Annotated in this window: 17 protein-coding genes; 8 read left to right on the top strand and 9 right to left on the bottom strand. The window is 72.2% G+C overall.

The genetic code is table 11. The features are described 5' to 3' along the window. Window positions 1–6: 6 nt before the first annotated feature. A complete protein-coding gene (locus BLS95_RS06315; protein WP_090929867.1) occupies window positions 7–1,233 on the bottom strand; it encodes a carboxylesterase/lipase family protein in 1,227 nt (408 codons plus the stop codon). A 291-nt stretch (window positions 1,234–1,524) separates the two neighbouring features. On the opposite strand from BLS95_RS06315, the gene BLS95_RS06310 reads away from it, so the two are divergent. Both BLS95_RS06310 and BLS95_RS06305 read left to right on the top strand, forming a co-directional pair. Next, window positions 1,525–2,538, top strand: coding sequence for a class I mannose-6-phosphate isomerase (locus tag BLS95_RS06310; RefSeq protein ID WP_090929866.1), 1,014 nt, complete (start codon window positions 1,525–1,527; stop codon window positions 2,536–2,538). A 144-nt stretch (window positions 2,539–2,682) separates the two neighbouring features. Next, window positions 2,683–3,747: a hypothetical protein gene (locus tag BLS95_RS06305; RefSeq protein WP_218135625.1), complete on the top strand. Its 1,065-nt coding sequence runs from the start codon at window positions 2,683–2,685 to the stop codon at window positions 3,745–3,747. Window positions 3,748–3,955: 208 nt separating this feature from the next. On the opposite strand, the gene BLS95_RS06300 is transcribed toward BLS95_RS06305, so the two are convergent. Together BLS95_RS06300 and BLS95_RS06295 are read right to left on the bottom strand one after the other, a co-directional pair. Continuing rightward, the gene (locus BLS95_RS06300; protein ID WP_090929865.1) at window positions 3,956–5,323 is read right to left on the bottom strand and encodes a sensor histidine kinase; all 1,368 of its coding nucleotides are present in this window, start codon (window positions 5,321–5,323) and stop codon (window positions 3,956–3,958) included. A 171-nt stretch (window positions 5,324–5,494) separates the two neighbouring features. After that, window positions 5,495–5,881 (bottom strand): VOC family protein, encoded by a 387-nt coding sequence (locus BLS95_RS06295; RefSeq protein WP_090929864.1) that lies wholly within the window; start codon window positions 5,879–5,881, stop codon window positions 5,495–5,497. Between the two features lie 178 nt (window positions 5,882–6,059). Between BLS95_RS06295 and BLS95_RS06290 the strand changes: the two genes are divergently transcribed. The 4 genes from BLS95_RS06290 to BLS95_RS06275 all read left to right on the top strand — a co-directional run bounded on the left by BLS95_RS06290 (window position 6,060) and on the right by BLS95_RS06275 (window position 9,755). Further along, on the top strand, window positions 6,060–6,320 hold the full coding sequence (locus BLS95_RS06290) for an SAV_915 family protein (protein WP_090929863.1): 261 nt from the start codon (window positions 6,060–6,062) through the stop codon (window positions 6,318–6,320). Continuing rightward, window positions 6,320–7,639, top strand: a complete 1,320-nt coding sequence (gene lysA / locus BLS95_RS06285; RefSeq protein ID WP_090929862.1) for a diaminopimelate decarboxylase — start codon at window positions 6,320–6,322, stop codon at window positions 7,637–7,639. Before BLS95_RS06290 ends, lysA begins: the two co-directional genes overlap by 1 nt. Before the next feature lie 123 nt (window positions 7,640–7,762). After that, window positions 7,763–8,272: a hypothetical protein gene (locus tag BLS95_RS06280; RefSeq protein ID WP_090929861.1), complete on the top strand. Its 510-nt coding sequence runs from the start codon at window positions 7,763–7,765 to the stop codon at window positions 8,270–8,272. Window positions 8,273–8,366: 94 nt separating this feature from the next. Continuing rightward, complete coding sequence (locus BLS95_RS06275) at window positions 8,367–9,755, top strand: SRPBCC family protein (RefSeq protein WP_245764870.1); 1,389 nt, start codon at window positions 8,367–8,369, stop codon at window positions 9,753–9,755. On the opposite strand, the gene BLS95_RS06270 is transcribed toward BLS95_RS06275, so the two are convergent. From BLS95_RS06270 to BLS95_RS06255, 4 genes are all read right to left on the bottom strand, one after another. Beyond that, window positions 9,752–11,101: a sensor histidine kinase gene (locus BLS95_RS06270; protein ID WP_090929860.1), complete on the bottom strand. Its 1,350-nt coding sequence runs from the start codon at window positions 11,099–11,101 to the stop codon at window positions 9,752–9,754. The two genes, BLS95_RS06275 and BLS95_RS06270, sit on opposite strands and share 4 nt — an antisense overlap. A 49-nt stretch (window positions 11,102–11,150) precedes the next feature. Beyond that, window positions 11,151–12,155 carry a cytochrome c oxidase assembly protein gene (locus BLS95_RS06265; RefSeq protein WP_245764869.1) on the bottom strand — a complete coding sequence of 335 codons (1,005 nt, stop codon included), beginning with the start codon at window positions 12,153–12,155 and terminating at the stop codon, window positions 11,151–11,153. Then, window positions 12,134–12,664, bottom strand: a complete 531-nt coding sequence (locus BLS95_RS06260) for a DUF2243 domain-containing protein (RefSeq protein WP_090929859.1) — start codon at window positions 12,662–12,664, stop codon at window positions 12,134–12,136. Before BLS95_RS06260 ends, BLS95_RS06265 begins: the two co-directional genes overlap by 22 nt. A 113-nt stretch (window positions 12,665–12,777) precedes the next feature. Beyond that, window positions 12,778–14,001, bottom strand: coding sequence for a glycosyltransferase (locus BLS95_RS06255; RefSeq protein ID WP_090929956.1), 1,224 nt, complete (start codon window positions 13,999–14,001; stop codon window positions 12,778–12,780). Between the two features lie 75 nt (window positions 14,002–14,076). Here BLS95_RS06255 and BLS95_RS06250 point away from each other — a divergent pair, with 75 nt between their 5' ends. Both BLS95_RS06250 and BLS95_RS59770 read left to right on the top strand, forming a co-directional pair. Then, a complete protein-coding gene (locus tag BLS95_RS06250; RefSeq protein WP_090929858.1) occupies window positions 14,077–14,685 on the top strand; it encodes a TetR/AcrR family transcriptional regulator in 609 nt (202 codons plus the stop codon). A 102-nt stretch (window positions 14,686–14,787) separates the two neighbouring features. Beyond that, a complete protein-coding gene (locus BLS95_RS59770; protein WP_425434693.1) occupies window positions 14,788–14,991 on the top strand; it encodes a hypothetical protein in 204 nt (67 codons plus the stop codon). On the opposite strand, the gene BLS95_RS06245 is transcribed toward BLS95_RS59770, so the two are convergent. Together BLS95_RS06245 and ctaD are read right to left on the bottom strand one after the other, a co-directional pair. Continuing rightward, complete coding sequence (locus BLS95_RS06245) at window positions 14,988–16,334, bottom strand: SGNH/GDSL hydrolase family protein (RefSeq protein ID WP_090929857.1); 1,347 nt, start codon at window positions 16,332–16,334, stop codon at window positions 14,988–14,990. The two genes, BLS95_RS59770 and BLS95_RS06245, sit on opposite strands and share 4 nt — an antisense overlap. A gap of 179 nt (window positions 16,335–16,513) precedes the next feature. Beyond that, complete coding sequence (ctaD, locus tag BLS95_RS06240; protein ID WP_176993053.1) at window positions 16,514–18,163, bottom strand: aa3-type cytochrome oxidase subunit I; 1,650 nt, start codon at window positions 18,161–18,163, stop codon at window positions 16,514–16,516.

Here is an 18,163-nt window from a genome sequence, read left to right as displayed (position 1 = left end):
GGCGGTTCAGTCTCCGGTGAAGTGTGTGACGTGCGGGTGGGGCGACCAGCCGGGCGAGCCGGTGTGAACGAAGCCGATCCAGGCCCGCTGCACCTCCGCCACCAGCCGGTTGAGGCTCTCCGGGGCCGCGCCGGCCAGCATGGGCGCCCGCTCCCAGGCCGCGAGCCCGCCGAACACGAACGGCAGCTCGATGCAGTGGCACGCGCCCAGCGCGCTGCCCTGGGGATGCCAGTCGAACTGGTAGACGTAAGCGGTCCTGGCCGCGCCCGCCAGGTCCAGGGCGCACGTGCGGAACCACCGGTCTGTCGCCTCGTCCGGCGCGTCCGCCGCGAAGGCCCGCATCTCGTCCCTGGTCGTGCCGATCAGCATCGGCATGCCCGGCGGGACCAGCAGATCGTCCGGCAGGCCGTCGGCGGCGACGAGCTGGAACGGCGGGCTCAGGTCGAGCGGCCGCCGCGTCCGCCGGGCCACGTCCAGCTGGGCGGCCAGCAGGCCGGGCACGGCGCATGAGCGCAACCGTTCCTGGTGCACCCGGTCGAGCCCGGCGGCCTCCAGGTAGAGCTCGCCGATCGCGGCGGCCTCCGCCGGCTCGTACGGCCGCATACCCGTGGGCGCGCTCTCCAGGATGACCTGCTGGAACAGGTCGTGGCCGGCCGGATGGGCGAGGATGGCCAGCGCGGACTGCGCGCCCGCGGACTGCCCGGCCACCGTCACCCGCGCCGGGTCGCCTCCGAAGGCGGCGATGTTCTCCCGCACCCAGCGCAGGGCCGCCATCTGGTCGAGCAGGCCGAGGTTGGCGGGGGCGAAATACTGCGACAGGTACAGATAGCCCAGGGCGCCGAGCCGGTAGTTGAGCGTGACCACCACCATCGGCCCGCGCTCGGCCAGCAGGGCGCCGTCGTACCATGCCTCGGCGCCGGAGCCGGTGGAGAAGCCGCCGCCGTGCAGCCACACCAGGACCGGCAGCCCGGTGCCGCCGGGGGTCCAGACGTTCAGCGACAGGCAGTCCTCGTCCTGGGCGAGGTCCGTGCCGGGGCCCATCACGTGTTCCAGCCGGGAGGGCGGCTGGGGCGCGGCCGGTCCCCGCCGGGTGGCGTCCCCGATTCCGCTCCAGGCGGTGGGCTCGGGGGCGGCGAAGCGGCCGGCGGTGGCGTACGGGATGCCGAGGAAGGCGGTGACCGCGCCGGTGGCGATGCCACGCAGCGCTCCCGAGGGCGCGTTGACGATGCTCATCGGTCACTCCTCCGGACTGTGCGGCCGGATCCGGCGTCGGCTGGTGCGGGCGGGCCGGCCACGCCCCGCGGAGTCAGGCCCGGCCGGTGCTGATGGGGCCCGATTTCGACCCTACCCAGGGACGACGCAGGCATGGGCGGGCACCCCTGCCCGTCGGCCGCGCGCCGCCGGACGGGCCCGCAGGCACGCCGCGGCACCGGCGCCGTCGAGCCGTGGGACCCGGCCACTCCCGGGTGGGCCCGCCGCGCGCCGGTTGCGGACCACACCCTCGGCGGCGGTTTGATAGAAGACATGCACCCTTTGCTCCTTGGCCCGAACCAGCCGCCCGAGCGTTTCTACCTGGGAGGCGAGAAGATCGCCCGATTCCGCGGCCTGGAGGGCGCCGAGCCGCGTACGCCCGAGGACTGGATCGCGTCGGTGACGACCCTCTTCGGTGAGGAGACGCTCGGCCTGACCCGGCTGCCCGACCGGGAGTGGCTGGCGACGGCCATCGCCCGCGACCCGCTCGCCTGGCTGGGGCCGGAGCACGCCGGCCGCTTCGGCGACGACCCGCTGCTGCTGGTCAAGCTGCTCGACGCCGGGCAGCGCCTGCCCGTGCACAGCCATCCCGGCGGCGACTTCGCCCGGCGCCACCTGGGCCGCCCGCACGGCAAGGCCGAGGCGTGGCTCATCCTCGAAGGTGGCCCGATCCACCTGGGCTTCCGTGACGACCTCGACCGCCCGACGCTGGACCAGTGGGTACGCGACCAGGACGTCGACTCCATGCTGGCCGCCCTGAACGAGGTCCAGGTGAGCCCCGGTGACACGGTCTTCGTGCCGGCCGGCGTGCCGCACGCGATCGGGGCCGGGGTCTTCATCATCGAGCTGCAGGAGCCGGAGGACCTGTCCGTGCTCATGGAGTGGACCGGCTTCACGGCGGACGGGGCGACCCTGGGGCATCTCGGCCTGGGCTTCGACCTCGCGCTGAGCTCCGTGGACCGGGGCGCCACGGACACCGAGCCGTTGATCAGGCGGCAGGCCATGGCCGCGCCGGGGAGCATGCTGGTCCCGATGGCGGATCCGTTCTTCCGGGCGGAGTTCGTCCGGGTGGGCATAGAAACGGGCGAGGGCACGGGCGGAGGCACGGTGCTCGAACCGGGATACAGCGTGCTCGTCGTGACCGACGGCGACGGCACCCTGGCCGGCTCCGGGCAGGAGGCGATCCCGCTGCGCGCCGGCGCCACCGTCCTGGTGCCGCACGCCGCGGGCAGCCTCACCCTGACCGGGCGCATGGACGTGGTGAGGTGCCTGCCCCCGGCAGCCTGACGCTCCCCTGCGACCAGACCCCCTCGGCGGCCTGTTAGCCGGGCCCGGCGACGCCTGGGGCGGGTGGGGCCGATGGGGCTCGTTCGTCTGGAGGTCGGGCGGTGTTCATAGGCACGCCCGAAACACACCATAATTTCGTAGTTCATGGCTTTTAATGACAAATCCCCCTACGGGAACCACAGTCTGACCCGGCGTTCCCTCCTCGTCGGCGCACTCTCCGGAGCCGGGCTCGCCGTGGTGGGCGGCACCGCGGCCCACGCCGCGGGACGGCCGGCCCGCAAGCGGCGCGTACTGATCGCCACCAACGAGCCCTGGGGCACCTACCACGCCGCCCCGCTCCTGCCGGAGGCGCGCCGCCAGGGCTGGGAGGTCGTGCAGTTGGTGCCCGACCTGTCGCAGATCAAGCCGGACGACCCGGTCAAGGTCGCGACGCCCGACGACATCCCGCAGGCCGACCTGCTCGTGGTGACGGGCGCCGGGGACTGGCCCGCCGACTGCGCCGCCCGGCTGCGCCACCTGCCGCTGGTCGCCAGCTCGCTCGCCTACCAGCTCCCGCAGGAGGCGCCGCGTGCCAAGGAGTTCCGCGACCGGCTGCGGGCGATCACCTCGTCGTCGCCCGCCGAGGCGGCGGTGTTCGACGACTACCTGGGCACGCGCCGCCGCATCGAGGTGGTGGGCACCCCGCAGACCGACGACCTGCCCAGGTACCGGCCGGAGGAGGGCACCGTACTGGTGCTCACCAGCGTGACCAAGGACAGCGACACGGGCGGTTCGGCCCCCGGCACGCAGTTGCTGCTGGACGCGGCCGACCGGCTCGCGGCGGCCGGCAAGCACATCCTGGTCGGGCTGCACCCGCGCGAGGACCGCTCGCTGTGGGAGAAGTACGAGATCAGCCCCGTCCCCTCGGTCCAGGCGTCCGCGCGGGCCGAGGCCGCCATCGGCATCCCGGGCACGGTCTTCCCCGTCGTGGCGGCGATGGGTGTGCCGCTGGTGGGCTGCACGGACCCGGCCCTGCAGATCCCCGACTACCTGCTGAGCGTCTGCACGCACACCATCGCCGACGCGGCCGACGCGGTGACCGCGGTGGAGACGGCGAAGCCCGTCTCACGCAAGGTGCTCTACGAGGCGGTCGGCCCGGTGGGCGGCTCGGCCAAGCGGCTGTTCAAGGTGTGGGGCAAGGCCGATCACCCGGCTCACGCCGCGGCCTGAGCATCCCGGATCCAGGGTGCAGGAGGAACCGCCGGTATGGGAGCGGACCCGGCCAGGCTCCCGGGGACCGGGCGGAGACGGACGGGCGGTCGCGAGGACCCGGCGAGCACGGAGGGGTCGCGGGGACCCGGCGAGCGCGGAGGCGGTCCACTGGGAACCCGGCGGGGACGGAGGGGGTCGCGGGGACCCGGTGAGGGCGGCTGGGCGGTCACTCGTGGTCGGGCGTCGGCTCCGTGAGCGGCAGGCGCAGCACGAACCTGGCGCCCCGCCGTGACTCCTCCACGCACAGGGTCCCCTGGTGGGCGTGCGCGATCGCGCGGCAGATGGCCAGGCCCAGGCCGCTGCCGTGGGGATCGCGTGCCCGGCCGTCCGGCAGCCGTACGAAGGGGTCGAACACCCGCTCCCGGTCCTCGGGCGCGATCCCGCACCCGTCGTCGGCCACGGTGAGCACGGCGTGCCCGTCCGCGCGCTTCACGCTGACCTCGACCTGGCCGCAGGCGTGCCGCTGCGCGTTGGCCAGCAGGTTCGTCAGGACCTCGGCCAGCTGGACGCGGCTGCCTCTGACCTGCAGGCCGGGCTGGACCCACACGCGCGTCGTCAGGTTCGCTCCGCAGTCGGCCGTCTCCTCCCGTACCAGGGCGCTCAGATCGACCCGCTCGGGACTGTGCGGGGATGACGTGGTGACGCGGGTGAGCAGCAGCATCTCGTCGATGAGGACCTGCACGCGCTCCATCGTGGCCAGCGCGTCCCGCATGGCGTCGTACGGGTCCACGTCGGGATACGTCAGCGCCTCCTCCAGCCGGGTGCGCAGACCGGTCAGCGGCGTGCGCAGCTCGTGCGAGACCATGGAGCTGTAGCGCTGCTGGAGCTCGACGGCCTCCTGGAGGCGCGCCAGGGTCCGGTTGGCGGTACGCGCGAGCCGCGCGATGGCATCGCGCCCCGGCAGGGTCGGCACCCGCTGGCCCAGATCGCTCACCGTGATCTCGGCGATCTTGGTGCGCATCGCCTCCACCGGCTGCAACGTCCGGCTGATCAGCAGCGAGGCCACCGAGGTCATCAGGGCGGTGACGCCCAGCACCCCGGCGGTGACCGAGAACTCCAGGTTCGGTGGCTCCAGGATGGCCGGGCGCGCCCTGCCGGCGTAGACGACGTGGGAGTCACCGTGCCAGAGCAGTTGCTCCTCCTGTGGCGAGGGCCGACCGGCGGTGAACATCACACACTCGCCCCCCGCGCACTCGGTGCCGTTGCTCGTCCGCTCGTGTGAGGAGGGCCATGCCGTGCTGAGTCGCGGCCGGCCCGCGGCGGCACTGTTGGCGGCCACCACCCGCCCGCTGGAGTCGACGAGCTGGAGCAGGTCGGCTCCCGACGCCGTGTTCGGTATGGAGCGGCCGGTGCTCAACGCCCCGAGGCACTGCATGGCGGCGCGTTGCGTGCCGCTGAAGACGTTCTCCTCGATCCTGTCACGGATCAGCACGTCGATAGCCATGCCGATCGCTGTGAGCCCGATCAGCGACAACACCGCGGTCACCACGATGAGGCGCGCCTGCACGGAAAGGCGGCCGAGGCGCGGGGACACGCACCACCCCCCCGGTGGTCCATTCCTGTCAACCCATATGGTGTCAAGAATCAATTCATGGGTGATGAAAGCCCCTGCAATGACTTAGTTGCGCCCTTAAACCACTTCGCGACGTACCCGGCCCGCGCCCCGGAGTCCTCGCGGTCGGCGGCCCGGTCCGGCCGTACGGACTCAGCGCGGGTCGCGGCGCAGGGGGTGGTCGGCGGGCACCTGCACCAGGACGATGCGGTGCCCGTCCGGGTCCGCGATCCACGACTCGATGAGGCCCCACGGCTCCAGCCGAGCCTCGCGCAGCACCGTGACACCCGCCTGCCGGAGCCGCTCCTGCTCGGCCGCCGCGTCGCGCACCTGCAACCAGAGCGACAACCCCGTGCCGTCGTCGCCGTCGGACTCCCCGGACACCTCCAGGAACCCCTGGCCCAGGAAGAACACCACGCCCGGATGGTCGGGCGGCCCGAACTCGCGGTAGACGGCCAGCCCGAGCGTCTCGGCGTAGAAACGGCGGCTGCGGGCGAGATCGGTCGGCCGCAGCAGGACGCGGCTGCTCAGCACCTCCATGCCCGGATCTGTTCCCCTCTCGCTCGGTGGCGACGCGCCGCCGGACCCGGGAAACGGGCCCGCTGTCAAGATGGCGTCAGGACTGGGGCCTTCGCCGTCGTGATGTCGTAGCGATCGGCGGCGCGGCCCGGAACCCGGCCTAGCGTTTCTGGTGAGCAACTCTCATCAGGAGGAAGCGATGTTGCAAGCCCCGTTGTACGTCCCGGTCAACCCTGGGGCGTACGCGCAGGTCCTGCGCCTGTTCAGGACCGCTTCGGGCAAGCGGACGGCAGCCGCCTTCACCTCGCCCCTGCGGCTGGCCAAGGTGCTGGGCTCCGGCCAGCAGTGGGTCCGGCTCAGCGAGCCGGCGCTGCGCCGCATGATCGCCGAGCTGGACGTCATCGGCGTCGTGATCGACCCCGCCGGCACGATGTTCCGCCCGGCCGCGAAGGTCGCGTGATGGACGTCCTGGATCGGGCTCCCGTACTCGGCGCCCCATGGGCCCCGTCGATGCGCTCCCTGCCCGATGGTGACGCCGAGCTCGCGGGCGTGTCGCTCATGGAAATCGTCCGCCGCTTCGGCACCCCCACCTACGTGCTGGACGAGGCCGAGGTCCGCCGGCGCTGCCGCGCCTACCGCGCCGCGCTGCCGAACTCCGACATCATGTACGCGGCCAAGGCGTTCCTGTGCCGGGCGATGGCGAGCTGGGTGCGTTCGGAGGGCCTCGGCCTGGACGTGTGCTCGGGCGGCGAGCTGGCCCTGGCCCTGGCCACCGGCTTCCCCGCCGCGCGGATCGTCTTCCACGGCAACGCCAAGACGCCGCGCGAGCTGCGCGAGGCGGTGGACGCCGGGGTGGGCCGTATCGTGATCGACAACCTGGCGGAGATCAACCACCTGGCGGCGCTCGTCCCGGCGGGGCGCCGGCAGAAGGTGCTGGTCCGGGTGATCCCCGACATCGAGGCCGGTGCGTACGCGGCCATCCGGACCGGCGGCGAGGACCAGAAGTTCGGGCTGTCGATGGCCAACGGCTCGGCCGCCGAGGCGGTGCACCGGGTGCTGGACCAGCGCGGGCTGGAGCTGGCCGGGCTGCACTGCCATCTGGGTTCGCAGATCTCCGAGGTGGAGCCGTACGAGCTGGCGGCCCGGACCATGGTGGAGCAGCTCGCCAGGATCAGGGACACCCGCGGCGTGGCGCTGCCGGAGCTGGACCTGGGCGGCGGTCACGGCATCGCCTACCTGCACGACGAGCGCGGCCTCGACCTCGAACGGTTCGGGGCCACGGTCCGCGCGACGGTCGAGGAGCGGGCGGCCGGGCTCGGCCTGCCCGTGCCCCGGCTGATCATCGAGCCTGGCCGGGCGATCAGCGGGCCCGCCGGAGTCAGCCTCTACCGGGTGATCGCGATCAAGCGGGGGGTGCGGCGTACGTTCGTGGCCGTGGACGGCGGCATGAGCGACCACCCTCGTACGTCTCTTTACGGCGCCCGCTACGCCACCACGATGATCGGCCGCCTCTCCACGGCGGGACCGCGCGCGGTGACCGTGGTCGGGCACCACTGCGAGTCCGGCGACACGATCGCCGAGGACGCCGTGCTCCCCGCCGACATCCGGCCCGGCGACGTGCTGGCGGTGGCCGCCACCGGCGCCTACCACCACTCGATGGCCTCCACCTACAACCTCACCTGCCGCCCCCCGGTGGTGGCCGTGACCGGCGGCCAGGCCCGGGTGGTGGTCAGGCGCGAGGACCAGGACGACCTGATGCGGCGGGACGTCGGCCTGTGACCGGTGGTGCGCCGGTGACTGTGCTCAAATGGTGTCCATCTTTTACCCGGTTTTCGATTCTTCGTCCCTTTTGAGGGCAGCCCACGGGCAAGTGTCCCCGGCCACCCCAAAGGAGCGCGGATCATGTCGAACAAGTGCCGGATAGCCTTCGCCGTCCTCGCCGGGTACTACCTCGGCCGGCGCCGCAAGTTGCGCATGGCCGCGGCACTGGCGGCGGCCGGGCTGGCCGGCCGCGCACGCATGGGCGAGGGCGGGGTGCTGGCGCAGGGACTCAAGGCCCTCGGCTCCGCCCCGGAGATCGAGCAGCTCACCGGCCGCCTCCGCGGCGAACTCCTGGAGGTCGGCAAGGCGGCGGCGGTGGCCGCGACCAGCAGGCAGATCGACTCGCTGAGCGACCGGCTGCACGAGCGCGCCGAGGCGATGCGCGCGCCGGGGGCGCCCAAGGAGCGGCGGCGGCCGGACCGCGCCCAGGACGAACAGGACGAATACGACGAGGGCGAATACGACGAGCGCCACAGGGACGTGAGACGCGAAGAGGACGAACAGGAGGACTCCTGGGAGTCCGGCAGGGCACGGCAACGACCGCGTCCCGTGCGGCGAACCGATCCCTCTCGGAGGCAATCCAATGACTGACGCGAGAACTGGACGAGTAGGGCGCGCGGTCCGCGGCGTGACTGGCGCGGCCAGACGAGCGACGGACACGGCCCAGGAAACGGGACGAGAGCAGGTGAGCCGGGCGGTCCGGGAGACGGGCCGGGTCCCGGAGCGGGCCGAGCGCGTCGCCAGGGAGACCGGACGGATCCCCGGGCAGGCCAAGGAGGCCGCCGGCGGGATCTCGCGGACCGCCAAGGGCGCGGTCGGCGGAGTTTCGGAGACCGCCAAGGGCGCGGTCGGCGGGGTCTCCGAAAGCGCCAAGGGCCTCGGCGGGGGGATCCTCGCCAGCCTGCCGACGGACCGGCTGCGGCAGGAGGCGCAGAACCTGCTGTACGCCGCGGGCGAGCGGGCTCTGGCCCGTGCCGGGCAGAAGATCGAGGGCCTCACCGACCGGCTGACCGACTACACCGAGAACAGCGGCAAGAGCCTCATCGGCGCGCTGACCGGCTCGGACAAGCCCGGCGGCGGCGGCATCCGCAGCGGCATGATCGGCGGCGCCCTCAAGGGCGGGCTCAAGGGGCTCCTGGGCAAGGTGACCGGCAAGGGCGGCAAAGGCGGCAGCAAGGGCGGGCACGGCAAGATCACCAACATCGTCGAGTCGATCGACGTCGGCGCGTCCCGCCGCCTGGTGTACAACCAGTGGACCCAGTTCCAGGACTTCCCGACCTTCATGAAGAAGGTGGAGACCGTCAACCAGGAGTCCGACGAGAACCTCTCCTGGAAGGCCCAGATCTTCTGGTCCCACCGGAACTGGAAGGCGCACATCATCGAGCAGATCCCCGACCAGCGCATCGTCTGGCGGTCCGAGGGCCAGAAGGGCTACGTCGACGGGGCGGTGACCTTCCACGAGCTCACCGACGACCTCACCCGGATCCTGCTGGTGCTGGAATACCACCCGCAGGGGATGTTCGAGCGCACCGGGAACCTGTGGCGCGCCCAGGGACGCCGGGTACGGCTGGAGCTCAAGCACTTCAGGCGGCACGTGATGGCGCACCTCGTACTGGACCCCGAGAGCGTCGGCGATGGCTGGCGCGGCGAGATCCGCGACGGCGAGGTGGTCAAGGACCACCAGACGGCGATGGAGGAGGAGCGCGGCGAAAAGCCCGAAGAGAGGCCCGAAGAGGAGCGCGGCGAGAAGCCGGAAGAGGAGCGGGGCGAGGAGCGCGGCGAGGAGGAGCGCGGCGAGGAGGAGCGCGGCGAAGAGCCCGAGGAGGAGGAATACGAGGAAGAGGAGGAGCCCGGCCGGGAGCGCGCGGCGGAGCCCGAGGAGGGCTACGAGGAAGAGGAACCCGAGGAGGAAGAGGAGCCCGAGCGGCAGCGCGCGAGGGCGAGGCCGGAAGAGGACTACGCCGAGGACGAAGAGGACTACGAGGAAGAGGAACCCGAGGAAGAGGAGCGGGCTCCCGGCCGCCGCCCGATCAGGGCCGAGCCGCGCCACGCCCCCGAACGGCGCCGCCGCTAACGACAGGCGCCCATCCGCGGCAACCACAACACGAACCTGGCCCCCCGCCGCGAGTCCTCGACCCGCAGAGTGCCGTGGTGGGCGCGGGCGATGTCACGGGAGATGGCCAGGCCGAGCCCGCTGCCGCCGGGGTCGCGGCGGCGCCCGTCGTCGAGCCGGACGAAACGCTCGAAGACCCGCTCGCGGTACGCGGGCGGGATGCCGGGCCCGTCGTCGGCCACCGTGACCGCCACCCCGTCCTCCACCGGCGCGACCGTGACCTCGATGGAGGTCTCCGCGTGCCGCTGGGCGTTGGTCAGCAGGTTGTCCACGACCCGGATCAGCTGCATCCGGGAGCCGCAGATCCGCAGCCCGGCCGGTGCATGGACCTTCGTCGGCACGGGCCGGTGCTGCGCGTTCACCTCGGCGACGACCAGCTCTCCGAGGTCGATCTTCTCCGGGGGCGCAGGGTCGGCGCTGCGGAGCCGGGCGAGCAGCAGGAGGTCGTTGACGATCGCCTCCAGCCGGTCGGTGGTCGACAGCGCCGTCCTGAGCGTCTCCTGGGCGTCGACCTCGTCGGGATATCGCAGCGCCTCCTCCAGTTGCATGCGCAGCCCGGCGATCGGGGTGCGCAGCTCGTGGGAGGTCGTGGAGGCGAACTGGCGCTGCTCCTCCACCGCGCCCTCCAGCTGGGAGAGGGTCTGGTTGGCGGTGGTGGCGAGCTGGGTGATCTCGTCACGACCCGGCGGTACGGGGACGCGCAGGCTCAGGTCGCTCACCGTGATCTCGGAGATCCGGGCCCTGATGGCCTCGACGGGCCGCAGCGTACGCCCCACCAGCACCCAGGTGGTCCAGGCCGCGATGCCGGTGATCAGGCAGATGCCCGCGACGACGGTGTAGTCGAGGCGGTGGGTGGCCAGCAGGTCCGGCTCCCGGATGCCGGCGTAGACGACGCTCGCGTCGGGGTCCGGGGTCAGGCGGATGGCCTCCAGTATCACGCACGATCCCGAGCCGTCGCACTCGATCTGCCGCTGGAAGCGGTCGTCGGGCGGGGGCCGGAGCCGGCTGAGCGGAGTGGTGGCGGAGGCTCTCCTGCTGGACTTCAGGACCCGCTGGTGGGCGTCCACGATCTGGACGAGGTCGACGGGAGGGTAGGCGGGGATCCGGTGTGGCACCACTCCGTTGCGCGCCGCCGCGCTCCATTGGCTCGCCACCCGTTCGGCCTGGTCGAAGATGTTCGACTGGATCCGGTAACGGATGGCGAGGTCCAGCGTGGCTCCCAGCACCGCCAGGACGATCAGAGAGAATCCCGCCGCGACCGCGGTGTAGCGAGCCCGTATGGAGCGTGGACGTGGAAGTGGTGACACTCCGTCTCCTCCTCATGCGGCTGTCCCCCGTCTATGGCAGCCGCAGCAGTCATCCACCATAAGTTGTCAAAGCAGCCCATGGAGCGCATAAAGGGACGATAAGGACGAATTCATCCAAACCACTAGAATTCGCTGACCATTTCTTTTCCAACGGGGCCAGAACCGTTTCTCTGGCATGACCTTGGCGGAAGCCCGAAGAAACGTTCCGTAATCGCAGTACCCCGGTGGCGGCACCGGCGTAAAGAACCGGCCACGAGCCTTTGCCATCGGTCTCAGCCGCGTACCGGGGCTTCCGGCGGGGCCGCCAGCCGGTTACCAGGGCCAGCGCCAGCAGCAGTTCGCTGAGATCGCCGCCGTAATACATGATTTCGGCCCCGCCCCGCAGCGACTCCTCGGGCACGGGCACGTCCACCCCGAGCCCGGCGTACATGAGCTGCGACAATCCGGCGTGCGCCGCCACCGCCACGCCCAGCACGACCAGCCGGGCCGGCACCGGCGGGCGGCGCGGGGCGGGATCGGGACCGGCGATGACCCACGCGAACAGGCAGCCGGCGAGCAGGAAATGCACCTGCACCACCGCGTGCAGCCAGCCGGTGGCGACGGTGTGGCGGTAGAGCGGCGTGCAGTAGAGCGCCACCATGCCGCCCACGCTCAGGACCAGCGCGGTCGCCGGGTTGGCCAGGACGTGCACGGCGGGGCGGCGCAGCAGCGCCCCGAGCAGCCGCGCGCGGGCGGCGGGCAGGGAGCGCAGCAGCAACGTCATCGGCGCGCCGAGCACCAGGAACAGCGGCGCCAGCATGCCGATGAGCAGGTGCTGCAGCATGTGGCCGCGGAAGTCGGCGGCGGCCAGGGCGGCGACCGGCCCGGTCGTGGCCGCGGCCACCAGCGCGCCGCCGGCCAGGAACGACGTGCCGCGCCACCGGCTCCACCCCCGCGGTTCCCGGCGCAGCCGCAGCACCAGCAGCACGTAGCCGGCCGTGGCCAGGACGGTCAGCAGCAGCACCGGCGAGCCGCCCGGATGCGCGTGGCCGCTCACGTGCGCCCGGCCTCGCACAGGTCGATCGTGCGGGCGCCGCGGCGCAGCGCCCACCCGCCCAGCACCAGGAGCGCGCCCAGCAGCAGGAAGCCCAGGTCCCACCAGAGCTGGTACGGGCCCGTGCGCACGTGGTGGATGCCCAGCAGGTGGTGGTCGATCACGCCCTCCACCAGGTTGAACAGGCCCCAGCCGCCCAGGATCCAGCCCCACAGCGTGCGCGACCGCCACACCAGCCCGCGCGAGGTGGTCACGCGGGAGTAGAGCAGCCCCAGCCCGATCAGCACCGCCAGCCAGGTGACGGTGTGGAACAGGCCGTCCCACAGCGTGTTCATGCGCAGGCCGGGAACGGTGTCGGGCGAGTAGTAGCGCACCCCGATGCGGTCGGTGTCGGTGCTGCTGAGCATGTGGTGCCACTGCAGGATCTGGTGCAGCGCGATGCCGTCCACGAACCCGCCCAGCCCGATCCCCAGCACGGTGCCGGGCAGCGCGATCCCGCCTCCCGATCCGTTCGCCCTCGTGGCGGCCATGGCGAACCCTCCTTCACGTCCGGGCCTGGCCTACCCGGATGGCGGACGGGGCACGCCGGTGCACGCGAAGGCCGGCCGAGGTCCTTACCGAACGCCGCCCGTACCGCGCCCTGTCACCCCGGGAGGGAGCCCCCGGCGACCCGGAACCGGCCCACCGCCTCGACGACGGGCGCCGCGCCGTCCTCCGCCGCGATCCTGGCCGAGAGGGCCTGGGCCCGCTGCCGGTAGGCCGGGTCGGTGACCGCGGTGGTGAGCGCGGCGGCCAGCCGGGCGGGCGTCAGGCGGCGGAACGGGATCGCGGCCGGGGCCACGCCGAGCGCCACCAGCCTGGACGCCCAGAACGGCTGGTCGTTCATGACCGGCACGGCCACGGCGGGCACCCCGGCCAGCACCCCGCCCCCGGTGGTGCCGCCGCCGCAGTGGTGGGCGACGGCGGCCATGCGGGGGAACAGCCAGTCGTGCGGCACGTCGCCGACCGCGAGCACGTCGTCCGACAGGCGCCCCCGCGGGCCGGTCTGGAGCACGCCGCGCAGCCCGGCCCGCCGCAGCGCGTGCACGGCGAGTTCGGTGTACCGCTCGGCCCGCGAGCCCGCCAGGCTGCCGAAGCCGACGAAGACCGGCGCGGGCCCCGCCTCCAGGAAGTCGAGCAGCACCGGATCCGGCTGCCAGCCCGGCGGCCGGAGCGGCCACCAGTAACCCGTGACCTCCAGCCCCGGCCGCCAGTCGGCCGGGCGCGGCAGCACCAGCGGGCTGACCCCGTGGAAGACCGGCCAGCGCGTGCTCTCCCTGCGATGGTAGAGGGCGCGCGGGGTCATCGGGGGCAGCCCGAGCCGGGCCCGCATCTTCGTGCTCATCCCGGCGATCAGCGGGCCGGCGGCGGGCACCTCGAACGCGAGCCGGGCCGCCCTGCGGTTCCCCCACCGCCCGAGCGACCGGCGGAACAGGCTCATGACCGGCGGAAAGTCTCCCGTGGGGTCGATCGGCTGCAGGTGCACCCCCATGCTCGGCACGCCCATCGCCTCGGCGACGTGACAGCCCAGCGCGCCCGCCACTCCCAGCAGGAGCAGGTCGGCCTCCTGCTCGGCGATCCCGGCCAGGCCCTCGATGAGCTGCTCGCTGTATTCCTTGAAGGCGCCGACGGAGAAGGGGTTGGTCAGCGCGAGGAGCGGGTCTCCGGGAAGTGGCAGATACTTCAGGCCCGCGTCGGTCACCAGCTCCCCGTACGGCTCGTGCGCGGCGATCGCCACCTCATGCCCGGCCTCCCCTAAGCGCGCCCCCAGCCCCGTGTACGGCGCCACGTCCCCGCGCGTGCCGACTCCAACGATCAGAACCCTCATCCGGATCGCCCCCATCGCTCGTTTACCATACAGTCGCATGATAAACGGGAACAACGGCTTTTACCATGCACTCGCATGAGAAAGTGGCGGGATATGCCGAAGATCGTCGATCATGACGCCCGGCGGCGGCACATCGCCGACGCCGTGCACCGCGTCATCCACGACAAGGGCATGGAGAGCGTCAGCCTGAGGGAGGTCGCGGCCGAGGCCGGGATGTCCATGGGGGCGGTGCAGTACTACGTCACGACGAAGGAACAGATGCTGCTCCTGGCGCTGGAGCGCATCGGGATCTGGATCGGGGAGCGGGTGGCCGCCGTGGCCGCGCGCGGGCTCGCGCCGCTCGACCTGCTGCGGGCGACCGTGCTGGAGCTGCTGCCGCTGGACGAGGAGCGCAGCTACCTGAACCGCATCGGGCTGGCGTTCCAGGCGAGCTCGGTGGTGTCCGAGAACCAGGCGACCGCGATGCGGCTCGGGCTGCCGCTCCTGCTCGCCCTCCTCACCGACCAGATCAGGGCCGCCCAGTCCGCCGGGCACCTCGCCGCCCACCTGGACGCCGCCAAGGAGGCGAGCATCCTGTACGCCTTCGCGCAGGGCATCGTGAACTCCACCCTGGTCGGGCACTACACGTCCGAGGAGGTCGCGGCGTTGCTCGACTACCACCTGGCACGGCTCGGCGCGCGGTGAGCCCCGCCGACGAACCCGACGAGGACGGCAGCACGGCCCTCTACCAGGCCGCCGTGCGGGGAGACGCCGACATCGCATGGGTGTCGCCGACCTCCGGCGCCGATCCCCAACAGGGAGAGCGAGGGGCTGCCCCTGTGCGCGGCGGCGTGCTGGGGACACGCCGAGGCAGTGCTCGCCCTGCTCGACGCCGGCGCCGATCCGGATCAGGAGGACTCCGGCGGGACCGCGATGACCGCCCCGCGGCGGCCGATCGCGAGGGCCGCGCCCCCTCGCCCTCGTGAGGCGCCACGCCGGCCGCCGGGCTAGTGGAACAGCCGGGCGGGGACGGCGGCGGCGAGCGCCTGGTAGCCCGCCGGGTTCAGGTGCAGCCCGTCGCCCACGTCGTACGCCGGCCGCAACCGCCGCGGCTGGCCGGGGTCGCGTGCCGCCCGGTCGAAGTCGATCACGGCGTCGAATCTGCCGCTGGTGCGGATCCACCCGTTGACCGCCTGCCGGGCCGCCTCACGATAGCCGTCCGGGTCGTCGTAGCCGGCGTTGCCGCCGAAGGGGGTGAGCGTGGCCCCGTACACGCGGATGTCCTGCGCGTGGGCCCTGGTGATCATCTGGTCGTAGGCGGCGATCAGGTCGTCGGCGACCTGCTTCTGGGCGGCCTGCGTGGCCGGGGCGGTGCCGAGGTCGTTGACGCCCTCGAACACGATCAGCCAGCCGACGCCGCTCTGGGCGAGCACGTCGCGGTCCAGCCGGGCCAGGGCGTTGGGGCCGAGACCGTCGTTGAGCACGCGGTTGCCGCCCGCCGCCTGGTTGGCGATGGCCGGTAAGGCGGCGCGCGGGTCGGTGCGCAGCCGGTCGAAGAGCTGGTCGGGCCAGCGGTTGTTGGCGTTCGTGGTGGAGCCGCGGCCGTCGGTCAGGGAGTCGCCCACCACGGCGACCGCCGAGGTGGCGCGCTTGGTCCACACCTCGACGCCGCTGAGGAAGTACCAGTGGTCGACGGGGACCGCGCCCGGCAGGTCGGCGGCCTCCACCTGGTTGCCCGTCACCAGGTAGGAGGTGGTCCTGGAGCCGGGGTGCGAGGTGATGTCGGTGGAGGCCTGGCCCTCGGCGAGGTAGACCGTCACGGTGAGCACGGTGCCGGGCGCCGTGGCGAGGTCCAGCGGGTCGGACACGACCTGCGCCCCGACCGGGACGACCGCCGACGTACGGCCGGAGAAGGTCACCGGGCGAGCGCTGCCCGGCTGGATCGCGCTCACCCCGGCCCGTCCGCCGTCCGGGAGCGCTATCGAGGCGCGCGTGATGGGCAGCGGCGCGCCGCCGAACGCGTTCGAGAAGCGCAGCCGCATCCGCGGCCCGCCGACCGTCACCCGCACGGTCTGCCGCAGCGTGCTGTCGGCCAGGACCAGGCCCTCCTGCGTGTACGGCGCCGGCGGCATGTTCCCCGGCTCCGTGAGCTGCGGCATGGCGGTCCACGTGGCGACCCACCGGCCGCCGGGCACCGACGTGCCGTCGGCGTCGCCGATCCCCCCGACGGCGACGGAACCGATCGTGACCGTCGCCGCGCCCAGCGCGGCGGCCAGGGCCAGCCGCAGGATCCGGCCGACGGAGGGAAGGAACCGCCCGTCCGGGGCGCCTGGCCCCGCACCCGCTGCCACCATCTGACTCCGCCCCTCGACTCTGAAAGTTTCGAGACCCAGCCGAATATTTCTGCCGTGACAGTAGTGGCCCCGGCCCAGCCGGTCAATGGGGCACGGGATGATACCGGCGCCGACATGCGTGTCCCCCGCCTTCGGGCACGCAGGCCGTGACACCGGCCGCGGCACGCGCCCGGCCGCTCTCAGGGCAGGGGCGGCCGGCCGTGCGGATAGTGCAGGTCGAAGGCCGGGCGTTCGGAGCGGATGCGCGGCAGCATGGTGAAGTTGTGCCGGGGCGGCGGGCAGGAGGTGGCCCACTCCAGCGAGTTCCCGAACCCCCACGGATCGTCCACCGTCACCTTCGGCGCGTGGCGGTACATCCAGTAGACGTTGTAGAGGAACACCAGCGTCGACAGGCCGAGCAGGAACGCGCCGGCCGAGGAGATCACGTTGAGGGTGGTGAAGCCGTCGGCCGCGCTGTAGTCGGCGTAGCGGCGCGGGAACCCGAGCATGCCGAGCCAGTGCTGCACCAGGAACGTGGTGTGGAACCCGATGAACAGCATCCAGAAGTGGATCCTGCCCAGCATGTCGTTGAGCATCCGGCCGGTCAGCTTCGGCCACCAGAAGTAGAACCCGGAGAACATCGCGAACACCACCGTGCCGAAGACCACGTAGTGGAAGTGGGCCACCACGAAGTAGGTGTCGGTGACGTGGAAGTCCAGCGGCGGCGAGGCCAGGATCATGCCGGTCAGCCCGCCCAGCAGGAATGTCGCGAGAAAGCCCACCGCGAACAACATCGGCGACTCGAAGGACAGGTGTCCGCGCCACATGGTGCCCGTCCAGTTGAAGAACTTCACCCCGGTCGGGATCGCGATGAGGAACGTCGTGAACGAGAAGAAGGGCAGCAGCACCTGCCCGGTGGGGAACATGTGGTGCGCCCACACGGTCATGGACAGCCCGGCGATGGCGATGGTGGCGCCGACCAGGCCGACGTAGCCGAAGATCGGCTTGCGGCTGAAGACCGGAATGACCTCGGTGATGATGCCGAAGAACGGCAGCGCGATGATGTAGACCTCGGGATGGCCGAAGAACCAGAACAGGTGCTGCCAGAGCATCGGCCCGCCGTTGGCCGCCTCGAAGACGTGCGTGCCGAGCTTGCGGTCGATCTCCAGCACCAGCAGCGCCGCGGCCAGCACCGGGAAGGCCATCAGCACGAGCATGCTGGTCAGCAGCACGTTCCAGGTGAAGATCGGCATCCGGAACATGGTCATGCCGGGCGCCCGCAGGCAGATGATGGTGGTGATGAAGTTGACGGAGGTGAGAATGGTGCCGAGCCCGCTGAGCACCAGGCCCATCACCCACAGGTCGCCCCCGATGTCGGGGTTGTAGCGGGCGGTGGACAGCGGGGTGTAGGCGAACCAGCCGAAGGGAGCGGCCCCGTTCGGCGCCAGGAAGCCGCTCACCACCATGAGCCCGCCGAACAGGAACAACCAGTAGCCCACCATGTTGAGGCGGGGGAAGGCCACGTCGGGGGCGCCGATCTGCAGCGGCATGATCGCGTTGGCGAACCCGCCGAACAGCGGGGTCGCGAACAGCAGCAGCATGACCGTGCCGTGGATGGTGAACAGCTCGTTGTAACGGTCGGCCGAGACGAACTGCAGCCCCGGGGAGACCAGTTCGGCCCTGATCAGCATCGCCATGAGCCCGGCCAGCGAGAAGAAGAAGAAACTGGTGCCGAGATAGAGGTTCCCGATCACCTTGTGGTCGGTGGTGGACAACCACGAGACGATATGACGCCCGGCCCGGGTCCGGGCGCCCTCGTCAGAGATCACCGGCTCCGGCTCCGGCTCGAT

Source organism: Nonomuraea jiangxiensis, from assembly GCF_900099965.1.
Taxonomy (GTDB): Bacteria; Actinomycetota; Actinomycetes; order Streptosporangiales; family Streptosporangiaceae; genus Nonomuraea; species Nonomuraea jiangxiensis.
This window is presented reverse-complemented; position numbering and strand designations above follow the sequence as displayed.

What these genes read in the sequence shown, in the direction of transcription:
- BLS95_RS06315 (WP_090929867.1), bottom strand. Translation starts at nt 1,233, where the DNA reads ATGAGCATCGTCAACGCGCCCTCGGGAGCGCTGCGTGGCATCGCCACC.
- BLS95_RS06310 (WP_090929866.1), top strand. Translation starts at nt 1,525, where the DNA reads ATGCACCCTTTGCTCCTTGGCCCGAACCAGCCGCCCGAGCGTTTCTAC.
- BLS95_RS06305 (WP_218135625.1), top strand. Translation starts at nt 2,683, where the DNA reads ATGGCTTTTAATGACAAATCCCCCTACGGGAACCACAGTCTGACCCGG.
- BLS95_RS06295 (WP_090929864.1), bottom strand. Translation starts at nt 5,881, where the DNA reads ATGGAGGTGCTGAGCAGCCGCGTCCTGCTGCGGCCGACCGATCTCGCC.
- BLS95_RS06290 (WP_090929863.1), top strand. Translation starts at nt 6,060, where the DNA reads ATGTTGCAAGCCCCGTTGTACGTCCCGGTCAACCCTGGGGCGTACGCG.
- lysA (WP_090929862.1), top strand. Translation starts at nt 6,320, where the DNA reads ATGGACGTCCTGGATCGGGCTCCCGTACTCGGCGCCCCATGGGCCCCG.
- BLS95_RS06280 (WP_090929861.1), top strand. Translation starts at nt 7,763, where the DNA reads ATGTCGAACAAGTGCCGGATAGCCTTCGCCGTCCTCGCCGGGTACTAC.
- BLS95_RS06260 (WP_090929859.1), bottom strand. Translation starts at nt 12,664, where the DNA reads ATGGCCGCCACGAGGGCGAACGGATCGGGAGGCGGGATCGCGCTGCCC.
- BLS95_RS06255 (WP_090929956.1), bottom strand. Translation starts at nt 14,001, where the DNA reads ATGAGGGTTCTGATCGTTGGAGTCGGCACGCGCGGGGACGTGGCGCCG.
- BLS95_RS06250 (WP_090929858.1), top strand. Translation starts at nt 14,077, where the DNA reads ATGAGAAAGTGGCGGGATATGCCGAAGATCGTCGATCATGACGCCCGG.
- BLS95_RS06245 (WP_090929857.1), bottom strand. Translation starts at nt 16,334, where the DNA reads ATGGTGGCAGCGGGTGCGGGGCCAGGCGCCCCGGACGGGCGGTTCCTT.